Source organism: Mycobacterium sp. NGS68 (assembly GCF_059812195.1).
In genome coordinates this window covers 114,863-140,341 of the sequence record NZ_JCALCE010000006.1, presented here as the reverse complement: position 1 = coordinate 140,341, position 25,479 = coordinate 114,863, and the positions used below count along the sequence as shown (strand labels likewise).

The following is a 25,479-nucleotide window of genomic DNA, read 5'->3' as shown; positions in this document are numbered from 1 at the left end:
GCCCCATCGCCGGTATCGGTAAACGCTCAGGCCCGCAACATCCGGTGCAGGAAGGCGTAACTCAGCGCCGACTTGAACGCCAGTTGCTCGTTGTCGGCGGCGCCGCCGTGGCCGCCCTCGATGTTCTCGTAGAGCCACACCTGGTGGCCGGCCGCCTCGAGCGCGGCGGTCATCTTGCGGGCGTGGCCGGGATGCACCCTGTCGTCGCGGGTGGAGGTGGTCATCAGGATCGGCGGGTAGCTGCGGTCGGCCGAAATGTTCTGGTAGGGCGAGTATTCGGAGATGAACGCCCAGTCGTCGGGATTGTCGGGGTCGCCGTATTCGGCCACCCAGGAGGCGCCGGCCAGCAGCAGGTGGTAGCGCTTCATGTCCAGCAGCGGCACGCTGCACACCAGCGCACCGAACTTGTCCGGGTATTTGGTCAGCATGATGCCCATCAGCAGCCCGCCGTTGCTGCCGCCCTGCGCGCCGAGCTGGCCCACCGTGGTGAGGCCGCGTCGGACCAGATCGTCGGCCACGGCGGCGAAGTCCTCGGCCACCAGGTGCCGGCCCTCACGCATCGCCTGGGTGTGCCACCCGGGCCCGTACTCGCCGCCGCCACGGATGTTGGCCAGGACGTAGGTGCCGCCGCGGGCCAGCCACAGCCGGCCCAGCACCCCGCTGTAGCCCGGCGTGTTGGACGTCTCGAACCCGCCGTAGCCGGACAGCAGCGTCGGGCCCGGGCCGCGCGCATCCGCCGGCCGCACCAGGAAGTAGGGGACCTTGGTGCCGTCCGTCGACTCCACGAAATGTTGTGACACGGAGAGGTTTTCGGCATCGAAAAACGACGGCGCGGCCTTGATCTGCTCCAAGTCGCCCGCACCAGTGCCGCGCAGCAGCCGCGACGGCGCGTCGAATCCGCTGGAGTCCAAGAAGAACTCGTCGCCGGTGTCGTCGGCCGCGACGATCACGGTGTTGGTCGACGCGGGCAGGCCCGGCAGCGGTTCGCGTTGCCAACTGCCCGGCGTGACGATCTCCACGCGGCTGGCGACGTCGGCGAGCGAGACCATCAGCAGCCGGTCCCGGGTCCAGGCGTAGTGGTACAGGCAGGTGTGCTCGTCGGGCTCGAAGACCACGTGCAAATCCCTGCCGCCGCCAAGGAATTCGTCGTAGTCGGCGGCCAGCAACGACCCGGCGCGGTAGGTCGTGTCGCCGATAACCCAGTCGGAGCGCAGGTCGATCAGCAGCCACTCGCGGTGCACCGACATGCTGCTGGCATCGGTCGGCACGTCGAGAGGGATCAGCTCCGTGCCGCGCAGCTCGTAGCGCTGCGTGTTCCAGAAGTCGGTGGAGCGGCCGATGAAGACCCGTTCGAAGCCGGGCGTGCGGTCCGCGGAGCCGCCGACGCTGACGTCGCCGCGCTCGCCCTCGAAGACCGTTTCGGCATCCGCCAGCGGCGTGCCGCGGCGCCACCGCTTGACGATGCGCGGGTAGCCGGAGTCGGTCAACGAGTCGGGGCCGAAGTCGGTGCCTACCAGCACCGTGTCCGGGTCGGCCCAGGCGACCTGCGACTTGGCCTCCGGCAGCTGGAAACCGTCGGTGACGAATTCGCGTGTCAGCATGTCGAATTCGCGCACCACCACCGCGTCGGAGCCGCCGCGCGAGAGGCTGACCAGGGCCCGGGTCAGCTCCGGTTCGATGACGCCGGCGCCACCCCACACCCAGTTCACGCCGTCGGCGCGGCCGAGTTCGTCGACGTCGATCAGCACGTCCCACTTGGGATCGTCGGTGCGGTAGCTCTCCAGCGTGGTCCGCCGCCACAGCCCGCGCGGATTGGCGGCGTCGCGCCAGAAGTCGTACAGGTATTCCCCGCGCCGTCGCACGTAGGGAATCCGGGCGTCGGTGTCGAGAACTTCGAGCGCCTCGGCGCGCATCCGCTCGAATTCCGCCTCGAACTCGCCCCGGCAGAACTTCTCCTGCGTCGGTTCGTTGCGCGCGCGGACCCAGTCCAGCGCGTCGTCGCCGGTGACATCCTCCAGCCACAGGTACGGGTCGTCGGGAGCGTCAGCTGTCATGGAAGACATTGTGGTCCCACCGGTAGTGTGAGCTGTATTACAGATCTGACGAGGAGCCAAATCCCATGACAGTCTTCGCGCGTCCCGGTTCCGACGGGGCATTGATGTCGTTCGAGTCGCGGTACGGAAACTTCATCGGCGGTGACTGGGTTGCGCCCGCCGCGGGCCGCTACTTCGAGAACCCGACGCCCGTCACCGGCCAGTCGTTCTGCGAGATACCTCGCTCCGACGAGGCCGACGTCGACAAGGCGCTGGACGCCGCGCACGCGGCGGCGCCGGCGTGGGGCAAGACGGCCCCGGCCGATCGGGCCGCGATCCTGAACAAGATCGCCGACCGCATCGACGAGCACACCGCCGCCCTGGCGGTCGCGGAAGTGTGGGACAACGGCAAGCCGATCCGCGAGACGCTGGGCGCCGACATCCCCTTGGCCGCCGACCATTTCCGCTACTTCGCGGCCGCGATCCGCGCCCAGGAGGGCGCCCTGTCCCAGATCGACGAGGACACCGTGGCCTACCACTTCCACGAGCCGCTGGGCGTGGTCGGCCAGATCATCCCGTGGAACTTCCCGATCCTGATGGGCGCCTGGAAGCTGGCGCCGGCGCTGGCCGCCGGGAACGCCGTGGTGCTCAAGCCGGCCGAGCAGACCCCGGCGTCGATCCTCTACCTGATGTCGCTGATCGGTGACCTGCTGCCGCCGGGCGTGGTCAACATCGTCAACGGCTTCGGCGCGGAGGCGGGCAAGCCGCTGGCCTCCAGCGACCGGATCGCCAAGATCGCGTTCACCGGCGAGACCACCACCGGGCGCCTGATCATGCAGTACGCGTCGCAGAACCTGATCCCGGTCACCCTCGAGCTCGGCGGCAAGAGCCCCAACATCTTCTTCTCCGACGTGATGGCCGCCAACGACGACTTCCAGGACAAGGCGCTGGAGGGCTTCACCATGTTCGCCCTCAACCAGGGCGAGGTCTGCACCTGCCCGTCGCGCAGCCTGATCCAGTCCGACATCCACGACGAGTTCCTCGAGCTCGCCGCCATCCGCACCAAGGCCGTCCGACAGGGCGATCCGCTGAACCTCGAGACCATGCTGGGTTCGCAGGCTTCCAACGACCAGCTGGAAAAGATCCTGTCCTACATCGAGATCGGCAAGGCCGAAGGCGCGAAGGTCATCACCGGCGGCGAGCGCGCCGAGCTGGGCGGCGACCTGTCCGGCGGCTACTACATGCAGCCGACGATCTTCACCGGCAACAACAAGATGCGGGTGTTCCAGGAGGAGATCTTCGGCCCGGTCGTGACCGTGACGCCCTTCGACAGCTACGACGACGCGATGGGCATCGCCAACGACACCCTCTATGGGCTGGGCGCGGGCGTGTGGAGCCGCGACGGCAACACCGCCTACCGGGCCGGCCGCGAGATCAAGGCCGGCCGGGTGTGGGTCAACTGCTACCACGTGTATCCGCCGCACTCGGCGTTCGGCGGCTACAAGCAATCCGGCTTCGGCCGCGAGGGCCACAAGATGGCGCTGGAGCACTACCAGCAGACCAAGAACCTGCTGGTGTCCTACAGCAATAAGGCTCAAGGCTTCTTCTGATGGTCCCGGGCGTCGTCATCACGGCATCCGCCGCGGAGCTGTTGTCCGGGTTGCAGGATCGCAACGGCCCGGTGATGTTTCACCAGTCCGGCGGCTGTTGCGACGGGTCGTCGCCGATGTGCTACCCGCGGGGTGACTTCCTGGTCGGCGACCGCGACGTGCTGCTCGGAGTGCTGGACGTGGGGGGCCCGGACTCCGAAGGCGTGCCGGTGTGGATCTCGGGTCCGCAGTACCAGACGTGGAAACACACGCAGCTGGTGATCGACGTGGTGCCGGGTCGCGGCGGCGGCTTCAGCCTGGAAGCGCCCGAGGGCATGCGGTTCCTCAGCCGCGGACGGGTCTTCACCGACGACGAGAAAGCGGAGCTTGCGGCGGCCCCGGTGATCACCGGCGCCGCCTACGAGCGCGGCGAACGCCCGTCGGCGCGCGGCAATGTGGTCCGAGCCGACGACGACACAGCCGCGGGGGCATGCCCCGTCCCCGGTACGGCGTGATCCCGCTACCGCGTCCTTGGCTGCTGGCCAGCGCGATGTTGATCGGCAGCGTCGTGGGGCAATTGGCCGGGGTGGCGTCCCTGTTGCTGTTCCACGCGCAGGCCGACCCGGATGTCGCCGTCGCGGTGGTGGTCGGGATCTTCAGCGTCATGGGGCTGTTGGTGGTCCTGTTGTCCGGCCGTCGATGGGTAACCGTGCTGGGCGGGTTCATCCTCGCGCTGGCGCCCGGCTGGTTCGGCGTGCTCGCAGTCGTGCAGGTTGCCTCACGTGGCTGACGACACGAATCCCGGGACCGCGGCGTTCGTGCCGGATTTCGACGACGACGACGATGACGAGTTCGATCCCCGCGCCGAACCGGAGGCGGAACCCGAGCCGCAGCCCGAACCCGAGCCGGAAACCGTGGCCGAAGAACCCGCGGGAGAGACGGCCGAGGCGACGGTCGTCCCGGTCACCGTGCCCGGGCGCTATCAGTATCTGAAGTGGTGGCAGTTGATTCTGGTGGTCCTCGGCGTCTGGCTCGCCGCGGCGCCGGTGGGCCTGGGCCTCTTCTACTGGTGGTTCCACGCGGGCGACAAGACATGGCCGGTGTTCGCGGTCCTGGTCTACGTCACCGTCTGCTCGGTGGCCGGTGTGCTGCTGGCGATGGTCCCGGGCCGGGCGCTGGTCACCGCGCTGTCGCTGGCGCTCATGTCGGCGCCGGTTGCATCCGTCGCGGCCGCGGCGGCGCTGCACGGCTATTACTCCTGCGGACGGACCGGACATTGTCTGCTCGGCGTCGTTCCCTGGCCGTTAGGGTAGGGGCCGTGACTCACTATGACGTCGTCGTCCTCGGAGCCGGTCCCGGTGGCTATGTGGCGGCCATTCGTGCCGCACAACTCGGCCTGAACACCGCGATCATCGAACCCAAATACTGGGGCGGCGTCTGCCTCAACGTGGGCTGCATTCCGTCCAAGGCGCTGCTGCGCAACGCCGAGCTCGCGCACATCTTCACCAAGGAAGCCAAGGTATTCGGCATCAGCGGTGAGGCGACCTTCGACTACGGGGTGGCCTTCGACCGCAGCCGCAAGGTGGCCGAGGGCCGCGTCGCCGGCGTGCACTTCCTGATGAAGAAGAACAAGATCACCGAGATCCACGGTTACGGCCGGTTCACCGACGCCCACACCATCTCGGTCGAACTCAACGACGACGGCGGGACCGAAGAAGTCACGTTCGACAACGCGATCATCGCCACCGGCGCCAGCACCCGGCTGGTACCCGGCACGTCGCTGTCGGAGAACGTGGTGACTTACGAGAAGCTGATCCTGACCCGGGAATTGCCGAAGTCGATCATCATCGCCGGCGCCGGGGCCATCGGCATGGAGTTCGGCTACGTGCTGAAGAACTACGGCGTCGACGTGACCATCGTGGAGTTTCTGCCGCGCGCGCTGCCCAACGAGGACGCCGACTCGTCCAAGGAGATCGAGAAGGCGTTCAAGAAGCTCGGCGTCAAGATCCTCACCGGCACCAAGGTCGAATCCATCACGGACAGCGGTTCCGATGGCTCCGGGGTCACCGTCACCGTCAGCAAGGACGGCAAATCCGAGGAGCTCAAGGCCGACAAGGTGTTGCAGGCCATCGGGTTTGCCCCCAACGTCGAGGGCTACGGCCTGGACAAGGCCGGCGTCGAGCTGACCGACCGCAAGGCCATCGGCATCGGCGAGTACATGCAGACCTCCGTGCCGCACATCTATGCCATCGGCGATGTCACCGGCAAGCTGCAGCTGGCCCACGTCGCCGAGGCGCAGGGCGTGGTGGCGGCCGAAACCATCGCCGGCGCAGAGACTCTGGCGCTCGGTGACTACCAGATGATGCCGCGTGCCACGTTCTGCCAGCCGAACGTCGCCAGCTTCGGGCTGACCGAGGAGCAGGCGCGCGACGGCGGTTACGACGTGGTGGTGGCCAAGTTCCCGTTCACCGCCAACGCCAAGGCGCACGGCGTGGGTGACCCCAGCGGTTTCGTCAAGCTGATCGCCGACGCCAAGTACGGCGAGCTGATCGGCGGGCACCTGGTCGGCCACGACGTGTCCGAGCTGCTGCCCGAGCTCACGCTGGCGCAGAAGTGGGACCTGACGGCGACCGAGTTGGCCCGCAACGTGCACACCCACCCGACCATGTCGGAGGCCCTGCAGGAGTGCTTCCACGGCCTCATCGGCCACATGATCAACTTCTGAGCCGATGCGGCGGTGGGGGCCGGTCGCCCTCGCGGCGACGTTGTTGCTTGCGGGGTGTCACCATCCGCCGGCTCCGCACGGGTCGGCAGCGGCGCAGACGCCGGCGCCCACTCCGCCGCCGGCCCCTGACCTGAGTGGCTACCAGGAAGCGTCGGCGCGGGAGTACGAGGTAATCGATCCCGACTCACACCAGCCGTATGTGCGCTTCCGCACGCCGGACGGGCTGGTCTGCGTGATGGACTGGTCGGCAGTATGCCGCGGGGAGCTGCGCGGCACCCCTGCGCCGGCCAACGCGGTCGAATTGAGCGGCTACGGCCAGATAGCCTCCGACATCGAGTTCTCCGCTTTTCGCCGGGATCGGGAGCCGGCGGCGCCGACGTCCGGCGTCGACACCGTTAGTGCGAAGACGTTACCGGCGGGACAAAAGATCGTTCACCGCGACTTCCAATGTGCGGTCAGCGCGGGTGCAACCACCATGTGCGTGCGCGGGTCACCGGCCCACGTCTGGTTCGTGTTGTCGCCCGAGCACAGTGGCATCGGGCCTCGGACCCCGGGACTGCCCGCCAATTTCCCGGACCCCCACGACTTCGTTGTGGACAACCAGGATGTGTTTCACGGCGACCCGGCACAGAAGAACGCGTTCCCGTATTTCTCCGTCGCGTCCGGATTGACGTGCCAGATCATGATATTCAGCGGCGGCAAATTCGGATGCGACGGAACCCTGCCCGGCGCAGCCCACGGGGAGGGCGAGATATTCGTCGACGTAACCCGTGGCGAAGCTGGAATGCGAAGCGGCTCAAGCTTCAAGCCGGGACCCAGCGCCGGCCCGCTCGGACGGCTCCCTGTCCAGTACCGGATCAACTACACCTACGAGCGGTACGTCACCTGCATGGCCACCAGCGACGGGGGCGTGGCCTGTTACAGCGGAACGGGCGGCAAGCCCCGTGGTTTCCTGGTGTCGTCCACCTCGGCGTGGACGTTCGGCGGCGCGTAGCGCTCCGCCGTCACCTACGATGGCGGCGTGGCGAAATCCCGGCTCGTAGGCCCGTCGGCGCAGGCGCGTTCCAGTGAGACCATCGTCGGCGCCATCGCCGGGCTGGTTGCCGGCTACGCCCTGTGGCTGGCGGCCATCACCGTCGGCGACGACCTCACGACGGTGGGCAGGTGGAGCCTGGCGGTGCTGGCGCTCTCGGCCGCGCTGGTGGTCGGCGGGATGCTCGGCGGCTTGCTGATGCGTTGGCGCCGCAGGCATTTCGGGTCGGCGTTCGCGTTCGGCCTGCCGGTGCTCCCGGTCGTGATGACGCTGGCCCTGCTGGCCAACCTGTATTTCTAACCCCGCGGGTTGTCCAACGGGACCCGCAGCGAGTGGATCGTCGCGGCCAGGCCGTCGTATTGGCTTGCCAGCATGCAGAATTCGATCAGCCGCGGCCGGTCCAGGTGCGTGGCCAGCCACTGCCAGGTGGCGTCGCTGATGTTGCGGTCCAGGACGAACTCGTCGGCGGCGGTCAGCAGCGCCTGCTGCCGCTCGCTCAGGCTGTTGCGGGCCTCCTCCGAGACGTCCGGCCACGCGAAGATCGCGGCCTGCAGTTCCGCGTTCAGGCCCTGGGCGCGCGCCATGATGCGATGGTGCTGCAGCTCGTATTCGCAGGACCGCAGGTGCGCGACCCGCAGGATCACCAGCTCGGTGTCGATCGTCGGGAGCCGGCCCCGCAGCAGCCGGCCGCCGTAGCTCGACCAGGTCCAGAAGAGAGCCTGGCGCTGGCCCAGCGTGGTGAACAGGTGCATCTCCGGGGCCCGCACCTTGCGCGCGGCCAGTTTCGCCAGGGCCCAGTTGACCGGGCCCAGCTGGCGGAACCCGCCGGGTGGGATGCGTGCCGGACTTCCGGTGTCGTCGCCGTTCTTCGGGCCGGTCATGCGTGCCTCACCGGGCCGACCCTACCGGGCCGACGGTCACGGCTGCTGCACGAGGTAGGGGGAGACGGTGCTGCGGTGCTCGTCGAGGTCGAGCGCCCGCCCGAGGGCCGGGAAGGCCCGCTGGGGGCATCTGTCGCGTTCGCAGACGCGGCAGCCCGCGCCGATCGGTGTCGCGGGAATCTTCCCCGGTTCCCCTGACAGGTCGAGGCCTTCGGAGTAGGCCAGCCGGTGCGCGTGGCGAAGCTCGCAGCCCAGGCCGATCGCGAACGTCTTACCGGGCTGGCCGTACCGGGCGGCCCGGCGCTCGACGGTGCGGGCCACCCACATGTAGTTGCGGCCGTCGGGCATCTGGGCGATCTGCACCAGGATCTTGCCCGGGTTGGCGAACGTCTCGTAGACGTTCCACAGCGGGCAGGTTCCGCCACTGGAGGAGAAGTGAAATCCCGTGGCGGACTGACGCTTTGACATGTTGCCGGCCCGGTCCACCCGGACGAACGAGAACGGCACGCCGCGCATCGACGGCCGCTGCATCGTGGACAGCCGGTGCGCGATGGTCTCGTAGCTGACGGAGTAGAACGCCGACAGCCGCTCGACGTCGTAGCGGAAGTTCTCCGCCACGTCGTGGAACTGGCGGTACGGCAGCACCGCGGCCGCGGCGAAGTAATTGGCCAGCCCCAGCCGGGCCAGCGTCCGCGACTCGGCGCTGGTGAACTTGCCGTCGGTCACCATGGTGTCGATCAGCTCGCCGAACTCGAGGTAGGCCAGCTCGGCGGCCAGCTTGAACACCTGCTGGCCAGGCGACAGGTGATTGCTGATTTCCAGCGTGTTGGTCTTGGGGTCGTAGCGGTGCAGCACCGAATCGCCGAGGTCGATGCGCCGGGTGATGCGCACCCCGTGCACCTCGGTGAGCCGGCGAGTGAGCTCGCGGGCCAGATCGCCGTGGTGCAACCGCATCTGGACCGTGAGGTCCTCGGCCGCGGTGTCCAGCTCGTGCAGGTAGTTCTGTCGCTCGTAGAAGTAGTCGCGCACCTCTTCGTGGGGCATCGTGATGGAGCCGGTGCCGCTGCTGCCGTCGGAGAACCGCTCCTCGGTGGCCGCGGCCAGCTGCGCGGTGGTGATCCGGTAGCGCCGGTGCAGGTTGACCACCGCGCGCGCCAGGGTGGGATGGGCGCTGACCATCTCGGCGACCTCGGTGGGATCGACGTCGATGTCCAGGTCGCGGTCCATGGTGACCTCGCGCAGTTCGGCGACCAGCCGGGTGTCGTCGTGCGAGGCGAAGAAGGTCCCGTCCACCCCGAACACCTCGGTGATGCGCAGCAGCACCGCCACCGTCAGCGGGCGGACGTCGTGCTCGATCTGGTTCAGGTAGCTGGGGGAGATCTCCAGCATCTGGGCCAGCGCCGCCTGGCTGAAACCACGCTCGTTGCGCAGCTGGCGCACGCGTGACCCGACGAACGTCTTGGACACCCGACCGAGCCTACGCTGCGGTGTTAAGGCTCGCTTAGCGAAGTTTGCAGGGGTGTGAGCTGGCCTTGGGGCCCTGCGCCCTTCGTCGAGGGTGGGGTTGTGGCACGGTCGAGGGCCCCTGGGCGTGTATTAAGTCGACCCTCGTCGGGGTGGGGGCCGGGGCGCGCCGGGAAGGACCCGCGGAGCAGGCGTTGGCTATGCCAAGTCGGTATTTGGCATGATTCGCTTCGGGAATCCAGGGTATGGACGGACGGGAGGTGGCCGTGAGCCTGGACAAAGAGATGATGCCGGTGCCGGACGGCAACCCCGACGTGTTCGACCGCGAATGGCCGCTACGCATGGGTGACATCGACCGGACCGGTCGGCTGCGGCTGGACGCCGCGGCCCGGCACATCCAGGACATCGGCCAAGACCAGCTGCGCGAGATGGGCTTCGAGGAGACCCATCCGCTCTGGATCGTCCGGCGCACCATGGTCGACCTGATCGCTCCCACCGAGTTCCGCGACATGCTGCGCTGCCGGCGGTGGTGTTCGGGAACCTCCAACCGGTGGTGTGAGATGCGGGTCCGCATCGACGGGCGCAAGGGCGGCCTGATCGAGTCCGAGGCGTTCTGGATCCACGTCAACCGGGAAACCGAGATGCCCGCCCGCATGTCCGACGACTTCCTGGCGGGCCTGCAGAAGACCACGTCAATCGACCGGCTGCGCTGGAAGGGCTACCTGAAGCCGGGCAGCCGCGACGACGCGACGGAGATTCACGAGTTCGGCATCCGGGTCACCGACATCGACCTGTTCGACCACATGAACAACTCCGTGTACTGGAGCGTGATCGAGGATTACCTGGCGTCCCACACCGAGCTGATGGCGGGGCCGCTGCGGGTGACCCTCGAGCACGAGGCGCCGGTCGCGCTGGGGGACAAGCTCGAGATCATCGCCCACGTGCACCCGCCGGGATCCACCGAGAAGTTCGGCGCCAGCCTGACCGATCGCACTGTTACAACGCTCACATACGCCGTCGGCGACGAGACGAAAGCCGTCGCCGCGCTCTTCGCTCGTTAACCGGACAAGCGTCCTGCTAAATGCCCGGTTGACCTGCGGATTCTTGTTACCGGCCGGTAGCTTCTGAACCGGTTCAGTAGATTCGCTCCTTCGCAAGATTCGCAAAATGACCGCAAGTCATAGCCGAAATTCGCAAGTGAAATGAGTGGACCTGCAGGAATGGGATGTGCCATCGTCTCGTTAGCAGATCAGTGAAGCCCAGCCGCTTGGCGTCAAGAAAGCGGCCACGAAGAACCGTTAAGGAGCCGTCCCGATGACTCAGATGTCGAACGCTGGCACCCCGAAAAGCCCCGAGCAGATCCAGCAGGACTGGGACACGAACCCCCGCTGGAAAGGCGTCACCCGCACCTACACCGCCAAGGACGTCGTCGCGCTGCAGGGCAGCGTCGTCGAGGAGGCCACCCTGGCCCGCCGCGGGGCCGAGGTGCTCTGGAGCCAGCTGCACGACCTCGAATTCGTCAACGCGCTCGGCGCCCTGACCGGCAACATGGCCGTGCAGCAGGTCCGCGCCGGCCTGAAGGCCATCTACCTGTCGGGTTGGCAGGTCGCTGGTGACGCGAACCTGTCCGGCCACACCTACCCCGACCAGAGCCTCTACCCGGCTAACTCGGTGCCGCAGGTGGTCCGCCGGATCAACAACGCGCTGCTGCGCGCCGACGAGATCGCCAAGGTCGAGGGCGACCACTCGGTGGAGAACTGGCTGGCGCCGATCGTCGCCGACGGCGAGGCGGGCTTCGGTGGCGCGCTCAACGTCTACGAGCTGCAGAAGGCCATGATCGCCGCGGGCGTCGCCGGGTCGCACTGGGAGGACCAGCTGGCCTCGGAGAAGAAGTGCGGCCACCTCGGCGGCAAGGTGCTGATCCCGACCCAGCAGCACATCCGCACCCTGACCTCGGCCCGCCTGGCGGCTGACGTCGCCGACGTCCCGACGGTCGTCATCGCCCGCACCGACGCCGAGGCGGCCACGCTGATCACCTCCGACGTCGACGAGCGCGACCGCCCGTTCATCACCGGTGAGCGCACCGCCGAGGGCTTCTACCGGGTCAAGAACGGCCTGGAGCCCTGCATCGCCCGGGCGAAGGCCTACGCGCCCTACTCCGACCTGATCTGGATGGAGACCGGCACGCCGGACCTGGAGCTGGCCCGCAAGTTCGCCGAGGGCGTCAAGAGCGAGTTCCCCGACCAGCTGCTGGCCTACAACTGCTCGCCGTCGTTCAACTGGCGCAAGCACCTCGACGACTCGACGATCGCGCGGTTCCAGAAGGAACTCGGCGCCATGGGCTTCAAGTTCCAGTTCATCACGCTGGCCGGCTTCCACGCGCTGAACTACTCGATGTTCGACCTGGCCTACGGCTACGCCCGCAACCAGATGAGCGCCTACGTCGAGTTGCAGGAGCGGGAGTTCGCTGCCGAGGAGCGGGGCTACACCGCGACCAAGCACCAGCGCGAGGTCGGCGCCGGTTACTTCGACCGGATCGCCACCACCGTCGACCCCAACTCCTCGACCACCGCGCTGAGCGGCTCCACCGAAGAGGGCCAGTTCCACTGAGTTAGTCTGCCGAGCAGACGCAAAAGCACCCATTTGCGCCGCAAATGTGGTGCTTTTGCGTCTGCTCGCGCGTAGAAGGAGGGCACATGGGAGCGATCCAGCGAGTCGGGGTAGTCGGCGCGGGGCAGATGGGCTCCGGCATCGCCGAGGTATCGGTGCGCGCCGGCGTCGACGTGACGGTGTTCGAGACGACCGACGCACTGATCACCGCGGGCCGTAACCGCATCGTCAAGTCGCTCGAGCGGGGCGTCAGCGCGGGCAAGGTGACCGAGCGGGAGCGCGACCGCGCCCTGGAGAAGCTGACCTTCACCACCAACCTGGAAGACCTGGCCGATCGCCAGCTGGTCATCGAGGCGATCGTCGAGGACGAGTCCGTCAAGACCAAGGTCTTCGCCGAACTCGACCGGGTGATCACCGATCCCGACGCCGTGCTGGCGTCGAACACGTCGAGCATTCCGATCATGAAGATCGCCGCGGCCACCAAGAACCCGCAGCGCGTGCTGGGGCTGCACTTCTTCAACCCGGTCCCGGTGTTGCCGCTGGTCGAACTGGTCAGCACGCTGGTCACCGACCATGCCGCCGCCGCCCGCACCGAGGAGTTCGCCAGCGCGGTGCTGGGCAAGCAGGTGGTGCGCTGCGCCGACCGCTGCGGCTTCGTGGTGAACGCGCTGCTGGTGCCCTACCTGCTCTCGGCGATCCGGATGGTCGAGGGCGGATCGGCCACGATCGAAGACGTCGACAAGGCCGTCGTCGCCGGGCTCTCGCACCCGATGGGCCCGCTGCGGCTTTCCGACCTCATCGGCCTGGACACCCTCAAACTAATCGCGGACAAGATGTACGAGGAGTTCAAGGAGCCGCTCTACGGCCCGCCGTCGCTGCTGCTGCGAATGGTCGAAGCGGGCCGGCTCGGCAAGAAAACCGGGCAGGGCTTCTACACCTACTAGGGCCTGCGAGCGCCGCGGTGTAAGAAAGTCGTTAATTTGCGGCCAAGAGGGTGCAGGCCGGCCACCTAGTTGCTAATTGTCGCCTATGAAATCACTGCGCGGCTCACACCAAACTCAGAGGTTCGGATCGGGGATGGCCGCGGCCGCCATGCTCGTAGGCCTCGCTGTCGGTGCCGCCGGTCCGGCGTGGGCCGCACCGTCGATGAACGGGCACTACACCTGGACCACGACGTCCCCGCAAGGCACTACCAGCAATGGCGATTTCTACTTCACGCCCTGCGGCGACGGATGCGCCACGGCGTCGTCCACGGCCGGTGGACCGACCGTCGGACAGGCCAAGTTGATCAACGGGCAATGGGTGATGAACGGCACCTGGCCTCAGCGCTGCGCCGACGGCAGCTCCACCGAGCAACCCTACGTCGACACGTGGGACCCCACCACCCTGGCGGGCACGGAAACGATCACCTTTACCGCCGCGGCCTGCGGCGTCCAGGCGGGATACCAGCAGGTCAACCAGCTGCAGTACAAGCAGGCGTCCTGAGCGCGGCTACTTCACCAGGGTGAACTGGTCGACGTCGGTGTAGCCCTGGCGGAACAGCTTCGCGCAGCCGTGCAGGTACTTCATGTAGCGGTCGTACACGGTTCGCGACTGGATCGCGATCGCCTGCTCGCGGTTGGCCTCGAGCGCGGCCGCCCACATCTCCAGCGTCCGCGCGTAGTGCAGCTGCAGCGACTGCACCCGGGTGAGCGTGAAGCCAACCTCCGTCGCGTGCTCTTCGACCAGCGCGGGAGTCGGCAGCCAGCCGCCGGGGAAGATTTCGGCCAGGATGAACTGGGTGAAGTGCACGACTTCGTGCGTCAGCGGCAGTCCCTTCGCCCGGGCTTCCTTGAAGCCGGGCCGGACGATCGTGTGCAGCAGCATCACGCCGTCGCTGGGCAGGACGCCGTGGGCCATCTTGAAGAAGTGACCCCAGCGTTGCCGGCCGAAGTGTTCGAAGGCGCCGATCGAGACGATGCGGTCGACCTGCTCGTCGAACTTCTCCCAGCCTTCCAGCAGCACCCGCGTGCTCCGGGGGGTGTCCATCTCGTCGAACTTCTTCTGCACGTGGGCGGCCTGGTTCTCGGACAGCGTCAGGCCCACGACGTTGACGTCGTATTTCTCGACGGCGCGGCGCATCGTGGCGCCCCAGCCGCAGCCGATGTCGAGCAGCGTCATCCCGGGCTCCAGCCCCAACTTGCCCAGCGCCAGGTCGACCTTGGCGATCTGCGCCTCCTCGAGGGTCATGTCGTCCCGCTCGAAGTAGGCACAGCTGTAGGTCTGGGTGGGGTCGAGGAACAACCGGAAGAAGTCGTCGGACAGGTCGTAGTGGGCTTGCACGTTCCCAAAATGCGGCGTGAGCTGCACGGCCATGGCGATGAGAGCCTTTCTGTATTTCGGAGGCTCGCGGCGCAGCAAACAATCGCAGCCCGGCCAGGCCTCCGAAGCAATCCCTGCATGCTAGCCCGTGACAGGGCCGAAACCGTATTTTCCGGCCTGGGCTTTAGGTCACAGCCTCGCGCGGCGGGACGATCGGCGAAGGATGCGGCTGACCGCGGAACTTCTCCAGCGACCCGCCCGCCTCGACGATCCCGCACAGCGCGCTCCAGCTCAGCATCGTCAGGTAGTCGATCAGCTCGTCGGGGCTCATCCGCGGGTTCGACATCCAGGAGTGGGTGGCCAGCTGTACGCCGCCGACGATCAGGTACGCCCACGGCTCGGCACCGCCGGTGTCCATGCCGACTTCCTTCATCCGGCGCCGTAGCAGCACCGCGATCATGCGGGCGATGATTCGCTCCGAGTCGGCGATCACCTTGCTCTTGCTGCCCGAGCTGTTGGCCATGACGAAGCCGTACGGCTCGGGTTCGGCCGCCACGGTTCCCACGTACACCCGGATGACCTCGCGGGTGAGGTCATAGCCGTCCAGGTTCGACGACAGCGCCGCGGCCATGTTGGGAATCAGCGTGGTCTGCGCGAAGCGCATCATCACCGCGGTCGTCAGGTCGTTCTTGTCGACGAAGTAGCGGTACAGCACGGTCTTGGAGACGCCGATCTCCGCGGCGATCTCGTCCATGCTGAGGTTGCGGCCCTGTCGGCGAATCGCTTCGATGGTGCCGTCCACCAGCTCGTTTCGGCGATCAACTTTGTGCTGATGCCAACGTCGCTTGCGACCGTCCGTCTTAGCGGTCACAACCGGGATTTGCTCTGTCACTTTCGCCGGATTCCATTCACTAGACGCCTCGATAGTAGTGCCCGCGGCCAGCCCGGGGGGGTCGATGGTGGCTGACGACTCGCTGTCACGTGGATGATGGTGGGGTGGCCCACAGAGTCGACCCGCCGGCGGCGGTGACGCGCCCCGCCCGCACGTCTTTCGCGGAGTCGTTCGCCGGGGCGGATCCCGAGGCGGACGCCGAGCGACGGCGGGCGTTGCGGCGGATGAAAGTGGTGGCGCTCAGCTTCCTGATCGGCGCCACCGGAGTGTTCCTCGCGTGCCGGTGGGCGCAGGCGCAGGGGGCGGTGCCGGACTGGGTCGGCTACGTCGGCGCCGCCGCGGAGGCCGGCATGGTGGGTGCGTTGGCGGACTGGTTCGCGGTCACCGCGCTGTTCAAGCACCCGCTGGGCATCCCGATCCCGCACACCGCGATCATCAAGCGCAAGAAGGACCAGCTCGGCGAGGGCCTGGGCACGTTCGTGCGGGAGAACTTCCTGTCGGCGGAGGTCGTCGAGACCAAGCTGCGCGACGCGGAGGTGCCTGGTCGGCTCGGCAAGTGGTTGTCCGAGCGCGCGCACGCCGAGCGGGTGGCGAGCGAGACGGCGACCGTGCTGCGGGTACTGGTGGAGCTGTTGCGCGACGACGACGTGCAGCAGGTGATCGACCGGATGATCGTGCGCCGCATCGCCGAGCCGCAGTGGGGCCCGCCGGTGGGGCGGGTGCTGGCGACGCTGCTGGCGGAGAATCGGCAGGAGGCGCTGATCCAGTTGCTGGCCGACCGGGCGTTCCAGTGGTCGCTGAACGCCGGCGAGGTCATCCAGCGGGTGGTGGAACGGGATTCGCCGACCTGGTCGCCGCGGTTCGTCGACCACATGGTCGGGGACCGCATCCACCGCGAGCTGATGGACTTCACCGACAAGGTGCGCCGCAATCCCGACCACGAACTGCGGCGCTCGGCCACCCGCTTCCTGTTCGAGTTCGCCGACGACCTGCAGAACGACCCGTCCACGATCGCGCGCGCCGATGCCATCAAGGAGCAGCTGATGGCGCGCGAGGAGATTGCCAACGCGGCCGCGTCGGCGTGGAAGACGCTCAAGCGGTTGGTCCTCGAGGGCGTCGAGGACCCGTCCAGCACGCTGCGCACGCGGATTGCGGACACCGTGGTTCGAATTGGTGAGAAGCTGCGCGACGATGCCGAACTGCGCGACAAGGTGGACAACTGGATGGTGCGCGCCGCACAGCATCTGGTCTCGCAATATGGGGTCGAGATCACCGCGATCATCACCGAGACGATCGAGCGCTGGGACGCCGAGGAAGCCAGCCGGCGGATCGAGCTGCACGTCGGTCGCGACTTGCAGTTCATCCGGATCAACGGCACGGTGGTGGGTGCGCTGGCGGGCCTGGTGATCTACGCCGTCGCGCAGGTGTTGTTCTGACGAGTGCTAACAAGCGCTTGCAAAAGCAAGCATTCCTCCGTATTCTTGGTACACCAGTACCGATGAATCGAGGAGGCACCTATGGCGGAGGAAAAGCTCGCCGATAAGGTGTCGACTGCGGCTTCCGACATCGGTGCCTTCATTCGAAGCCAGCGTGAGACGGCCCACGTCTCGGTGCGCCAGCTCGCCGAGCGGTCTGGTGTCAGCAACCCGTACCTGAGTCAGGTCGAGCGCGGACTGCGCAAACCGTCCGCCGACGTCCTGAACCAGATAGCAAAGGCGCTGCGGGTGTCCGCCGAGGTCCTCTACGTGCGAGCCGGGATTCTCGAGCCGAGCGAGGCGAGTCCAGTGCGGGACGCAATCATCACCGACCCGTCGATCACGGAGCGTCAGAAGCAGGTCCTGCTCGACATCTACGCGTCCTTTACTTTCCAGAATGAGTCCGTCCGTGAGGAATGTCCGAGCCAAACCGAAACCGTCGAATGACGGGTTTGGCCCTTAGACCCGACGAATAGCAGGAGGTTTTCCGCAGCAAGCCGCGTGTGATGTCAATCCGCGGGTCTTGACTACTCCTTTCCGAGGAGCCGACGCTTGCCCTAACTTCCACCAGACCAGATACGCAAATAAGCCGAACGAAAACAATCCATGAAAGGAAGAAAACATGGCTGAAAACCCGAACATCGAGGACCTGCGGGCTCCGTTGCTGGCGGCGCTGGGCGCGGCCGACTTGGCGCTGGCCACCGTCAACGACCTCGTCGCCAACCTGCGCGAGCGCGCCGAAGACACCCGCGCCAACCTGCGCGAGCGCGCCGAGGAGACCCGCACCGACACCCGTGGCCGGGTCGAGGAGACCCGCGACCGGCTGACCAAGATCCAGGAGACCCTGCCCGAGAAGTTCGGCGAACTGCGCGAGAAGTTCACCTCCGAGGAGCTTCGCAAGGCCGCCGAGGGCTACCTGGAGGCCGCCACCGGCCGCTACAACGAGCTGGTCGAACGCGGCGAGGCCGCCCTGGAGCGGCTGCGCACCCAGTCCGCGTTCGAGGACGCGTCGGCGCGTGCCGAGGGCTACGTCGAGCAGGTCACCGAGCTGACCCAGGAGGCGCTGGGCACCGTCGCGCAGCAGACCCGCGCCGTCGGCGAGCGCGCCGCCAAGCTGGTCGGCATCGAGCTGCCCGCCAAGAAGACCCCCGCGCCGGCTAAGAAGGCCGCCCCGGCCAAGAAGGCCGCGCCCGCCAAGAAGGTCGCCGCCAAGAAGGCTCCGGCCAAGAAGGCTCCGGCCAAGAAGGTCACCCAGAAGTAATCGACCGCTAGCAACACACTCGACTCCGAGTCGCCCCGCCCGGGGCGGCTCGGAGTCGACGTTTACGGCGGTGCCCAATACCCTTGAGGCGTGATGAACGTCGTGAACACCGTCATGCTGGTCTTGACGATCGCCGTGCTGGTGACGTCGGTGTACGCGTTTGTGCACGCCGCGATGCAGCGACCCGACGCCTATACCGCCGCGGACAAGCTGACCAAGCCGGTGTGGCTGATCATCCTGGCCGGCGCCGTGGCGCTGACCTCGCTTCTCTATCCCGTGCTGGGCGTGCTCGGGATCGCGATCGCCGCCTGCGCGGCGGGCGTATACCTCGTCGACGTGCGGCCGAAACTGCTGGAAATCCAGGGCAAGTCCCGCTGAGGGCATGAAAGCCCTGATGGCGGCGGTGCTGGCGCTGGCCGCCGCCGTGCTGTTCGCGCCATCCGCCCGAGCCGATACGGCCTTCATCGACCACACCCAGTGGACCCGGTACGGGCAGCTGACCAGCCTGCGGGTGTTCCCGACGCCGGCCGGGCGGGCTGCGGCCGCGCAGGCGCGTCCGGACGCCGGGGACCAGGCCTGGGCTGAGGTGCTCGCGCTGGCGCCCGACGCGGACACCCCCGGCATGCGCGCCCAGTTCCTCTGCCACTGGCAGTTCGCCGAGCTCGCGGAGCCCGGCAAGACCAGCTGGAACCTCGAGCCGTGGCGGCCGGTCGTCGGCGACTCCGAGATGATCGCGTCCCGCTGCAATCCCGGCGCCCCCGAGGAGCGGTTCTAATGCCGACCCGCGAGCAGGTGGCCGCGCTGGTCGACCACACGCTGCTCAAGCCCGAGGCCACCGGCGCCGACGTGCGCGCCCTGGTCGCCGAGGGCGCCGAGTTGGGTGTCTGCGCGGTCTGCGTTTCGCCCTCGCTGGTGCCGGTCGCGGTCCGGGCCGCCGGTGGTGCCGTGCGGGTCGCGGCCGTGGCGGGTTTCCCGTCGGGCAAGCACCTGCCCGCGATCAAGGCGCAGGAGGCCGCCGCGGCCGTTGCGGACGGTGCCGCCGAGATCGACATGGTCATCGACATCGGCGCCGCGCTGGCCGGTGACCTGGACGCGGTGCGGTCCGACATCGCCGCCGTCCGGGCCGCGATATCGGATCACGGCGGCGCCGTGCTCAAGGTGATCCTGGAATCCGCGGTGCTGCTGGACTCAGCAGGTCCGCGCACGCTGGCCGACGCGTGTCGCGCCGCCGAGGACGCGGGCGCGGATTTCGTCAAGACCTCGACCGGGTTTCATCCCGCGGGCGGGGCGTCGGTGCCCGCCGTCGCGCTGATGGCCGAGACGGTCGGCGGGCGACTCGGGGTCAAGGCCAGCGGCGGCATCCGCACCGCGGCGGACGCGCTGGCGATGCTGGACGCCGGCGCCACCCGGCTGGGCCTGTCCGGTACCCGGGCGGTGCTCGACGGGCTCACAGCTTCGTAAAGCACTCGTCCTGGGTGTTGTTGTTCGGGATGTTCGCGTTCTGTACGCCGAAATGGGCCACCACGCCGCTGCCCGTGACCTCCACCTTGTCGGCCTTGATGCCGAGCGGAAGTTGGTCGTCCAGCTTCGACGTGTAGTCGTCGAGATACTTCTGGGCGTCCTCTTTGTGCTTGTTGAGGTTGATGCCCACCACGTTGAAGCTGACGATCTCCAGCTTGAGGCCGCCGTTGGAGACCTCCGGCTTGACCACCATGTTGTCCAGCGGGCCCTTCAGCGCGACCGTCTGGTCGTTGGGCTGTGTGGTCACGCTGCTGAACAGGTAGCTGCCCAGCCCGTGAATGGCGGTCTTCAGCGTCTGCTGGATGCCCGTCGCCGTCCACGTGATCGTCGCGTCGATCGAGCCGATGGTGCCCTTAGAGTCGCCGCTGTCCTTGAGCCGGATGTCCTTGATGTTGAGCAGGAGCTTCATGCCCTGGGCGTCGCGCAGATGATTCCCGGCCGTCTCGACCGTGATGTTGGTGTAGTGATCGGTGGCCAGCTGCCACAGCACCAGCGGCGCCACCCCGAACTTCGCGGTCGCCGAGTCCTGCGTCTTGCACGCCGCCACCTCGGCGATCTTGCTGGTCGCCTTGCCCCGGACGATCAGCTCCGCCGTGATCAACACGCCGACGACCACCGCGAAGACGATGATCAGGACCAAAAAGATGGACAGCGGACTGCGCAGGCTGCGCTTCTTCTTCGCCGGCGCGGCCGGCTCTTCCTTCGGCGTTGCCAGCCGGTCTCTCGGCGGGCCGGGCGGGACCGGCGGCGGCGAGTAGGGCTGCTGCTGGGCGTTGGCGCGGGGCGCAGCGAACTGCTCGGTCGGCCCGGGCAGCTGGCCGGGCCGAGTGGCGTCCTGCGAACCTCCGGGTAACTGGCCGCCGCGGATGCGCTCGGTTGGTTGGTTGAAGGGCCCCTGATTGCCGGGCCGCCCCCACGCCGTCGGGTCGCCGGGCGGTCCTTGCGGATTCGTCACTCTGGCGATTCTGCCCTATTTGTCTGAGCAAAGTGTGAGCGGTTTTGCAGCACAGCGATGTTTTTTCGAGCCGCCGCCACGTCGGCGACGTCGATTTCGGCGACCAACAGCTGCGGGTCGGCCCCCGCCGCCGCCACCACCTCGCCCAACGGGCCGGCGACCAGGCTGCCGCCCACGCCCGTCGGCGCCTTGGAGCCGGACTGCCGGCCGGGGTCGGCCTGCCCCGCCGCGGCCACGTAGCTCATCGAGTCCAGCGCCCGGGCCCGCGCCAGCAATGTCCACTGCTCGAGTTTGCCGGGACCGGAGCCCCAGGACGCGCACACGGCGATCAGCTGGGCGCCGCGGCGGGCCAGCTCGGTGTAGAGGGCGGGGAAGCGGATGTCGTAGCAGGTGCTCAGGCCCACCCGCACGTCATCGACGGTGACGACCACCGGTTCGTGGCCGGGCGCGACGGTGCGCGACTCGGTGAAGCCGAACGCGTCGTAGAGGTGGATCTTGTGGTAGTGCGCGTCGGGCCGGTTGGGGGTGCCCGGACCGGCGGCGATGAGCGTGTTCGTCACGCGGCCGTCGTCGGTGGGGGTGAACATGCCGGCGACGACGGTGATGCCGGTCTCCGTCGCGATCCGCCGCACCCCCTCGGCCCACGGCCCGTCCAGCGGCTCGGCGACCGGCGCCAGCGGGACGCCGAACCGGCACATCGTCGCCTCCGGGAACACCACCAGCCGCGCGCCGGCCTCGGCGGCGCGGCCGGTGTAGTCGCGCACCAGCTCCAGGTTTGCCGTTGGGTCGGTGCCGCTGAGGATTTGCGCCAGCGCGATCCGCATAGCCCTCAGCCTAGGCCGGGGCTCAGGGGGCTCAGGGGTGGTCGCCGAGCCAAGCCGCGGTAAAGCGCTGCTCGGCCTCCAGCACACCGGCCAGGTGCGCGCCGATGAATTTCTCGATCTTGCCGCCGATCAGCGGGATCCGCACCTGGATGCTGATCTGATACGCCATCCGGCAGCCGCCCCCGACGATCGGGGTCAGGGTTGCGGTGCCGGACAACGCCGCCGGGGCGCCGACGATCTCGCCGGTCAGCGCTGCCGTCGCGGTGCCGTCGTCGATCGGGCCCCAGCTTTCCCTGCGCCGGATGCCCAGGTCCCCGCGGTGCACCTGGGTGATCAGTCCGGGCAGTTGCTGGCTGTGGACCACCTGCAGGGTGACCACCCCGATATCGGCGTCGGCGACCCGCAGCGACTCGAGCACCGCCTCGTCGGCGGCGGTGACGGCCAGCCGGCCCTGCCAGTAGTCGGCGTCGCCGAACGCCCGGTAGACGTCTTCGACGCTGCCCGGGCAGTCGGCGGTCATGTCGAACGAACGCGGCATAGCCCGTCACGCTACCGTTACGGCCCATGAAACCGGGCGAAGCGGGCGCGCAGTTTGCGGGCGCGCGCGTCGCCGAGGCGGTGCCGCTGGCCCCGCTGACCACGTTGCGCGTGGGACCGGTCGCCCGGCGCCTAATCACCTGTGCCACTACGGAACAGGTGATCGCGACGGTGCGCCAACTGGACGCCGAGGCCCTGGTGTTTGCCGGCGGATCGAACCTGGTGCTCTCCGACGCGCTGACCGACTTGACCGCGGTCCGGTTGGCCAACGACGGCGTCGCGATCGACGGCAACCTGGTGCGCGCCGAGGCGGGCGCCGTCTGGGACGACGTGGTGGTCCAAACCCTCGAGCGGGGGCTGGGCGGCCTGGAATGCCTGTCCGGGATCCCGGGATCGGCCGGAGCGACGCCGGTGCAGAACGTGGGGGCCTACGGCGCGGAGGTGTCCGACACCATCACCCGGGTCCGGCTGCTGGATCGCGGCAGCGGCGAGGTGCGCTGGGTGCCGGCCGCCGAGCTGCGCTTCGGTTACCGCACCAGCGTGCTCAAGCGCGCCGACGGCCTGCAGACGCCCGCCCTGGTGCTGGAAGTGGAGTTCGCGCTGGATCCCTCCGGCCGCAGCGCTCCGCTGCGCTACGGCGAGCTGGCGGCCGCCCTGGGCGCCGGCAGCGGCGAGCGAGCCGAACCGCGGGCCGTCCGGGCGGCGGTGTTGGCGCTGCGGGCCGCCAAGGGCATGGTGCTGGACGCCGCCGACCACGACACCTGGAGCGTGGGGTCGTTCTTCACCAACCCGGTGGTGGCGCCCGACGTCTACGAGCGGCTGGCCGCCGCGGTCGACGGCCCGGTGCCGCGGTACCCGGCGCCGGACGGAGTCAAGCTGGCCGCGGGCTGGCTGGTGGAACGGGCGGGCTTCGGCAAGGGCTATCCGGACGAGGCGGCGCCCTGCCGGCTGTCCACCAAACACGCCCTCGCGCTGACCAACCGCGGCGGCGCCACCACCGCCGATGTGCTGACGCTGGCCCGCACCATCCGCGACGGGGTCGCCGATGTGTTCGGTATCACACTGAAACCCGAGCCAGTGCTGGTTGGGTGCGTGTTGTAGCGCTTGTCTCACCGTTGCGATGGGGTAATACCGTTATCTCCCCGGTATCTTGGGATGTCGTGAGCACCTCCAGTACGCCCCCGCCGATCAATCGGCGCATGGCCTTGGCGGCCCTCGGGGTCGGTGTGTTCGCCCCGAACTTTCTGGCCGCCTGTTCCAATCCGGTGGCCAAACTGGCCGATAAGAAGCCGCCCGCGGCGGCTGAGCTGAAGTTCCAGCCGGCCCTGGACTCCGGGGTGGCCAAGGACGTGGTGCCCATCGCGCCGATCAGCGTTGAGGTGGGCGACGGCTGGTTGCAGCACGTCGCCCTGACGAACTCGTCGGGCAAGGCCGTCGCCGGCACCTTCAACCAGGACCGCACCGTCTACACCACCACCGAGCCGCTGGGCTACGACGCGACCTACACCTGGAGCGGTTCCGCCGTCGGCCACGACGGCAAGGCGATACCGGTCAAGGGCAAGCTCACCACCGTCACTCCCAGCAAGAAGATCGACGGCGGGTTCCAGCTGGCCGACGGCCAGACCGTCGGCGTCGCGGCGCCGATCATCATCCAGTTCGACGCGCCGATCGCCGACAAGGCCGCCGTCGAGCGCGCGCTGACCGTCACCACCAACCCGCCGGTGGAGGGCAGCTGGGCCTGGCTGCCCGACGAGGCCAAGGGCGCCCGCATCCATTACCGGCCCCGCGAGTACTACCCGGCCGGCACCACCGTCAACGTTGACGCGAAGTTGTACGGGCTGCCGTTCGGCGACGGCGCGTACGGCGCCCAGGACTTTTCGCTGAGCATCCAGATCGGGCGCCGGCAGGTGGTCAAGGCCGAGGTGACGTCCCACCGCATCCAGGTGGTCACCGACGCCGGCGTCATCATGGACTTCCCGTGCAGCTACGGCGAGGCCGACAAGGCGCGCAACGTCACCCGCAACGGCATCCACGTGGTCACCGAGAAGTACGCCGACTTCTACATGTCCAACCCGGCCGCCGGTTACACCAACGCCCACGAACGCTGGGCGGTGCGGATCTCCAACAACGGCGAGTTCATCCACGCCAACCCGTCCAGCGCCGGTGCGCAGGGCAACAGCAACGTCACCAACGGCTGCATCAACCTGTCGACGGCCGATGCCGCCGAGTACTACCCCACGGCGATGTATGGCGACCCGGTCGAGGTGACCGGCAGCTCGATCCAGCTGTCCTATTCCGACGGCGACATCTGGGACTGGGCGGTGGACTGGAACACCTGGGTGTCGATGTCGGCGCTGCCGCCGCCGTCGGCGCGCCCGCCGGCCAGCAAGATCCCGGTCACCGCGCCGGCCACCCCGTCGAACGCGCCCAGCCTGTCGGGCACGCCGACGACCACCACGTCGACGACCGCTACTTCCCGGCCAGGTGGTTAAAGCGGCGGGTCGCTGACGCCTGGTCGCGGGGCCGGATGATGATCTGGTCCAGGTTGACGTGCGGCGGTCGCGACGCCACGAACCCGATCACCTCGGCGACATCGGCGGCCACCAACGGCGTCATCCCGCTGTAGACGGCATCCGCGCGCTGTTGGTCGCCGTCGAAGCGCACCAGCGAGAATTCGGTTTCGACCGCCCCCGGCGCGATTTCGGTGAGCCGCACTGGCTTTCCCAGCAGCTCGCCGCGCAGCGTGCGGTGCAGGGCGCCCTGGCCGTGCTTGGCGGCGGTGTAGCCGCCCCCGCCGTCGTAAATCTCCAGCGCGGCGATCGAGGTGACGGTGACGATCAAGCCGTCGCCGGAGGCGATCAGCTTGGGCAACAGCGCGCGAGTGACCCGCAGCGTGCCCATCACGTTGGTCTCCCACATCCAGCGCCAGTGCTCGATGTCCGCGTCGGCGACCGATTCCAGGCCGCGGGCCCCGCCGGCGTTGTTCACCAGCACATCCACCCGATCCAGGGCGTCGGCCAGCGCCGCTACGGCGGCTTCGTCTGTGACATCGGCCACAATCGCGGTGCCGCCGATGTCGTCGGCCAGGGCGTTGATCCGGTCCGCGCGACGCGCCACGGCGACCACAGCAAACCCTTGAGCTGCAAGCGTTCTGGCGGTTGCCTCGCCGATTCCGGAGCTGGCACCGGTGACGACTGCAACCCGTTTCTGTTCGTCGGCGGCGATCACGGGGACAACTCTAATAAACGTGCTAAATTTCTCGATGTGCACCGCAGCGCCTTGTTCAACACTCCGACCGCGTGTTTCTACGCGGGCGCGTGTTGTCGCCGCGTACTTTGCCACGCCTGAGTTTCAGGGGTGGCCAGGGACCGGCCAACA

At 68.1% G+C, this 25,479-nt stretch carries 27 protein-coding genes and 1 pseudogene; 19 read left to right on the top strand and 9 right to left on the bottom strand.

Translation table 11 applies throughout. The features are described from left to right. Window positions 1–26 precede the first annotated feature (26 nt). Window positions 27–2,054 carry a prolyl oligopeptidase family serine peptidase gene (locus AC5Y5V_RS09535; RefSeq protein ID WP_499933275.1) on the bottom strand — a complete coding sequence of 676 codons (2,028 nt, stop codon included), beginning with the start codon at window positions 2,052–2,054 and terminating at the stop codon, window positions 27–29. 65 nt (window positions 2,055–2,119) lie between these two features. On the opposite strand from AC5Y5V_RS09535, the gene exaC reads away from it, so the two are divergent. The 7 genes from exaC to AC5Y5V_RS09500 all read left to right on the top strand — a co-directional run bounded on the left by exaC (window position 2,120) and on the right by AC5Y5V_RS09500 (window position 7,680). After that, on the top strand, window positions 2,120–3,643 hold the full coding sequence (gene exaC / locus AC5Y5V_RS09530) for an acetaldehyde dehydrogenase ExaC (protein ID WP_499933273.1): 1,524 nt from the start codon (window positions 2,120–2,122) through the stop codon (window positions 3,641–3,643). Then, window positions 3,643–4,137: a DUF779 domain-containing protein gene (locus tag AC5Y5V_RS09525; RefSeq protein ID WP_499933271.1), complete on the top strand. Its 495-nt coding sequence runs from the start codon at window positions 3,643–3,645 to the stop codon at window positions 4,135–4,137. The genes exaC and AC5Y5V_RS09525 overlap by 1 nt, the downstream gene beginning before the upstream one ends. Further along, window positions 4,134–4,412, top strand: a complete 279-nt coding sequence (locus AC5Y5V_RS09520) for a putative holin (protein WP_499933555.1) — start codon at window positions 4,134–4,136, stop codon at window positions 4,410–4,412. Before AC5Y5V_RS09525 ends, AC5Y5V_RS09520 begins: the two co-directional genes overlap by 4 nt. Then, window positions 4,396–4,935 (top strand): hypothetical protein, encoded by a 540-nt coding sequence (locus AC5Y5V_RS09515; protein ID WP_499933269.1) that lies wholly within the window; start codon window positions 4,396–4,398, stop codon window positions 4,933–4,935. Before AC5Y5V_RS09520 ends, AC5Y5V_RS09515 begins: the two co-directional genes overlap by 17 nt. Window positions 4,936–4,940: 5 nt before the next feature. Continuing rightward, window positions 4,941–6,347 (top strand): dihydrolipoyl dehydrogenase, encoded by a 1,407-nt coding sequence (gene lpdA, locus AC5Y5V_RS09510; RefSeq protein ID WP_499933267.1) that lies wholly within the window; start codon window positions 4,941–4,943, stop codon window positions 6,345–6,347. A gap of 4 nt (window positions 6,348–6,351) precedes the next feature. After that, the gene (locus AC5Y5V_RS09505) at window positions 6,352–7,341 is read left to right on the top strand and encodes a hypothetical protein (RefSeq protein ID WP_499933265.1); all 990 of its coding nucleotides are present in this window, start codon (window positions 6,352–6,354) and stop codon (window positions 7,339–7,341) included. 81 nt (window positions 7,342–7,422) lie between these two features. Beyond that, window positions 7,423–7,680, top strand: coding sequence for a hypothetical protein (locus AC5Y5V_RS09500; protein WP_499933552.1), 258 nt, complete (start codon window positions 7,423–7,425; stop codon window positions 7,678–7,680). Here AC5Y5V_RS09500 and AC5Y5V_RS09495 read toward each other — a convergent pair. Beyond that, window positions 7,677–8,261, bottom strand: a complete 585-nt coding sequence (locus AC5Y5V_RS09495; RefSeq protein WP_499933262.1) for a carboxymuconolactone decarboxylase family protein — start codon at window positions 8,259–8,261, stop codon at window positions 7,677–7,679. The genes AC5Y5V_RS09500 and AC5Y5V_RS09495 overlap by 4 nt on opposite strands. Window positions 8,262–8,297: 36 nt before the next feature. Beyond that, a complete protein-coding gene (gene ramB, locus AC5Y5V_RS09490; RefSeq protein WP_499933259.1) occupies window positions 8,298–9,728 on the bottom strand; it encodes an acetate metabolism transcriptional regulator RamB in 1,431 nt (476 codons plus the stop codon). Between the two features lie 263 nt (window positions 9,729–9,991). Here ramB and AC5Y5V_RS09485 point away from each other — a divergent pair, with 263 nt between their 5' ends. The 4 genes from AC5Y5V_RS09485 to AC5Y5V_RS09470 all read left to right on the top strand — a co-directional run bounded on the left by AC5Y5V_RS09485 (window position 9,992) and on the right by AC5Y5V_RS09470 (window position 13,820). Continuing rightward, window positions 9,992–10,786 (top strand): acyl-ACP thioesterase domain-containing protein, encoded by a 795-nt coding sequence (locus AC5Y5V_RS09485; protein WP_499933256.1) that lies wholly within the window; start codon window positions 9,992–9,994, stop codon window positions 10,784–10,786. Window positions 10,787–11,048: 262 nt separating this feature from the next. Then, window positions 11,049–12,335 carry an isocitrate lyase gene (gene aceA / locus AC5Y5V_RS09480; RefSeq protein ID WP_499933549.1) on the top strand — a complete coding sequence of 429 codons (1,287 nt, stop codon included), beginning with the start codon at window positions 11,049–11,051 and terminating at the stop codon, window positions 12,333–12,335. An 86-nt stretch (window positions 12,336–12,421) separates the two neighbouring features. Then, the gene (locus tag AC5Y5V_RS09475; protein ID WP_499933253.1) at window positions 12,422–13,279 is read left to right on the top strand and encodes a 3-hydroxybutyryl-CoA dehydrogenase; all 858 of its coding nucleotides are present in this window, start codon (window positions 12,422–12,424) and stop codon (window positions 13,277–13,279) included. A 133-nt stretch (window positions 13,280–13,412) separates the two neighbouring features. Further along, window positions 13,413–13,820, top strand: a complete 408-nt coding sequence (locus AC5Y5V_RS09470) for a hypothetical protein (protein ID WP_499933250.1) — start codon at window positions 13,413–13,415, stop codon at window positions 13,818–13,820. Between the two features lie 6 nt (window positions 13,821–13,826). On the opposite strand, the gene pcaA is transcribed toward AC5Y5V_RS09470, so the two are convergent. After that, entirely contained in the window at window positions 13,827–14,690 is an 864-nt protein-coding gene (gene pcaA, locus AC5Y5V_RS09465; protein ID WP_499933247.1) for a cyclopropane mycolic acid synthase PcaA, read from the bottom strand. A 130-nt stretch (window positions 14,691–14,820) separates the two neighbouring features. Then, window positions 14,821–15,528, bottom strand: coding sequence for a TetR/AcrR family transcriptional regulator (locus tag AC5Y5V_RS09460; protein ID WP_499933242.1), 708 nt, complete (start codon window positions 15,526–15,528; stop codon window positions 14,821–14,823). A 104-nt stretch (window positions 15,529–15,632) separates the two neighbouring features. Here AC5Y5V_RS09460 and AC5Y5V_RS09455 point away from each other — a divergent pair, with 104 nt between their 5' ends. The 6 genes and pseudogenes from AC5Y5V_RS09455 to deoC all read left to right on the top strand — a co-directional run bounded on the left by AC5Y5V_RS09455 (window position 15,633) and on the right by deoC (window position 19,725). Continuing rightward, window positions 15,633–16,964 carry a DUF445 domain-containing protein gene (locus AC5Y5V_RS09455; protein WP_499933240.1) on the top strand — a complete coding sequence of 444 codons (1,332 nt, stop codon included), beginning with the start codon at window positions 15,633–15,635 and terminating at the stop codon, window positions 16,962–16,964. Window positions 16,965–17,045: 81 nt separating this feature from the next. Then, window positions 17,046–17,466: pseudogene (locus AC5Y5V_RS09450) on the top strand (helix-turn-helix domain-containing protein). A gap of 159 nt (window positions 17,467–17,625) precedes the next feature. After that, a complete protein-coding gene (locus AC5Y5V_RS09445; RefSeq protein ID WP_499933236.1) occupies window positions 17,626–18,264 on the top strand; it encodes a heparin-binding hemagglutinin in 639 nt (212 codons plus the stop codon). Between the two features lie 93 nt (window positions 18,265–18,357). Then, complete coding sequence (locus AC5Y5V_RS09440) at window positions 18,358–18,642, top strand: DUF2516 family protein (protein ID WP_499933546.1); 285 nt, start codon at window positions 18,358–18,360, stop codon at window positions 18,640–18,642. 4 nt (window positions 18,643–18,646) lie between these two features. Continuing rightward, entirely contained in the window at window positions 18,647–19,039 is a 393-nt protein-coding gene (locus tag AC5Y5V_RS09435; RefSeq protein WP_499933232.1) for a DUF2599 domain-containing protein, read from the top strand. Continuing rightward, a complete protein-coding gene (gene deoC / locus AC5Y5V_RS09430; RefSeq protein ID WP_499933231.1) occupies window positions 19,039–19,725 on the top strand; it encodes a deoxyribose-phosphate aldolase in 687 nt (228 codons plus the stop codon). Before AC5Y5V_RS09435 ends, deoC begins: the two co-directional genes overlap by 1 nt. On the opposite strand, the gene AC5Y5V_RS09425 is transcribed toward deoC, so the two are convergent. The 3 genes from AC5Y5V_RS09425 to AC5Y5V_RS09415 are packed head-to-tail and all read right to left on the bottom strand — an operon-like array spanning window position 19,712 to window position 22,102. After that, window positions 19,712–20,740 carry an LmeA family phospholipid-binding protein gene (locus AC5Y5V_RS09425; protein ID WP_499933230.1) on the bottom strand — a complete coding sequence of 343 codons (1,029 nt, stop codon included), beginning with the start codon at window positions 20,738–20,740 and terminating at the stop codon, window positions 19,712–19,714. The two genes, deoC and AC5Y5V_RS09425, sit on opposite strands and share 14 nt — an antisense overlap. Further along, a complete protein-coding gene (locus AC5Y5V_RS09420) occupies window positions 20,737–21,564 on the bottom strand; it encodes a carbon-nitrogen hydrolase family protein (protein WP_499933226.1) in 828 nt (275 codons plus the stop codon). The genes AC5Y5V_RS09425 and AC5Y5V_RS09420 overlap by 4 nt, the downstream gene beginning before the upstream one ends. A 31-nt stretch (window positions 21,565–21,595) precedes the next feature. Beyond that, window positions 21,596–22,102, bottom strand: coding sequence for a DUF2505 domain-containing protein (locus AC5Y5V_RS09415; RefSeq protein ID WP_499933223.1), 507 nt, complete (start codon window positions 22,100–22,102; stop codon window positions 21,596–21,598). Window positions 22,103–22,128: 26 nt separating this feature from the next. On the opposite strand from AC5Y5V_RS09415, the gene AC5Y5V_RS09410 reads away from it, so the two are divergent. Both AC5Y5V_RS09410 and AC5Y5V_RS09405 read left to right on the top strand, forming a co-directional pair. Then, window positions 22,129–23,202 (top strand): UDP-N-acetylmuramate dehydrogenase, encoded by a 1,074-nt coding sequence (locus tag AC5Y5V_RS09410; protein ID WP_499933220.1) that lies wholly within the window; start codon window positions 22,129–22,131, stop codon window positions 23,200–23,202. A gap of 98 nt (window positions 23,203–23,300) precedes the next feature. After that, window positions 23,301–24,593 carry a L,D-transpeptidase gene (locus AC5Y5V_RS09405; protein ID WP_499933544.1) on the top strand — a complete coding sequence of 431 codons (1,293 nt, stop codon included), beginning with the start codon at window positions 23,301–23,303 and terminating at the stop codon, window positions 24,591–24,593. Here AC5Y5V_RS09405 and AC5Y5V_RS09400 read toward each other — a convergent pair. Next, a complete protein-coding gene (locus tag AC5Y5V_RS09400; protein ID WP_499933540.1) occupies window positions 24,571–25,329 on the bottom strand; it encodes an SDR family NAD(P)-dependent oxidoreductase in 759 nt (252 codons plus the stop codon). The two genes, AC5Y5V_RS09405 and AC5Y5V_RS09400, sit on opposite strands and share 23 nt — an antisense overlap. Window positions 25,330–25,479: the final 150 nt, after the last annotated feature.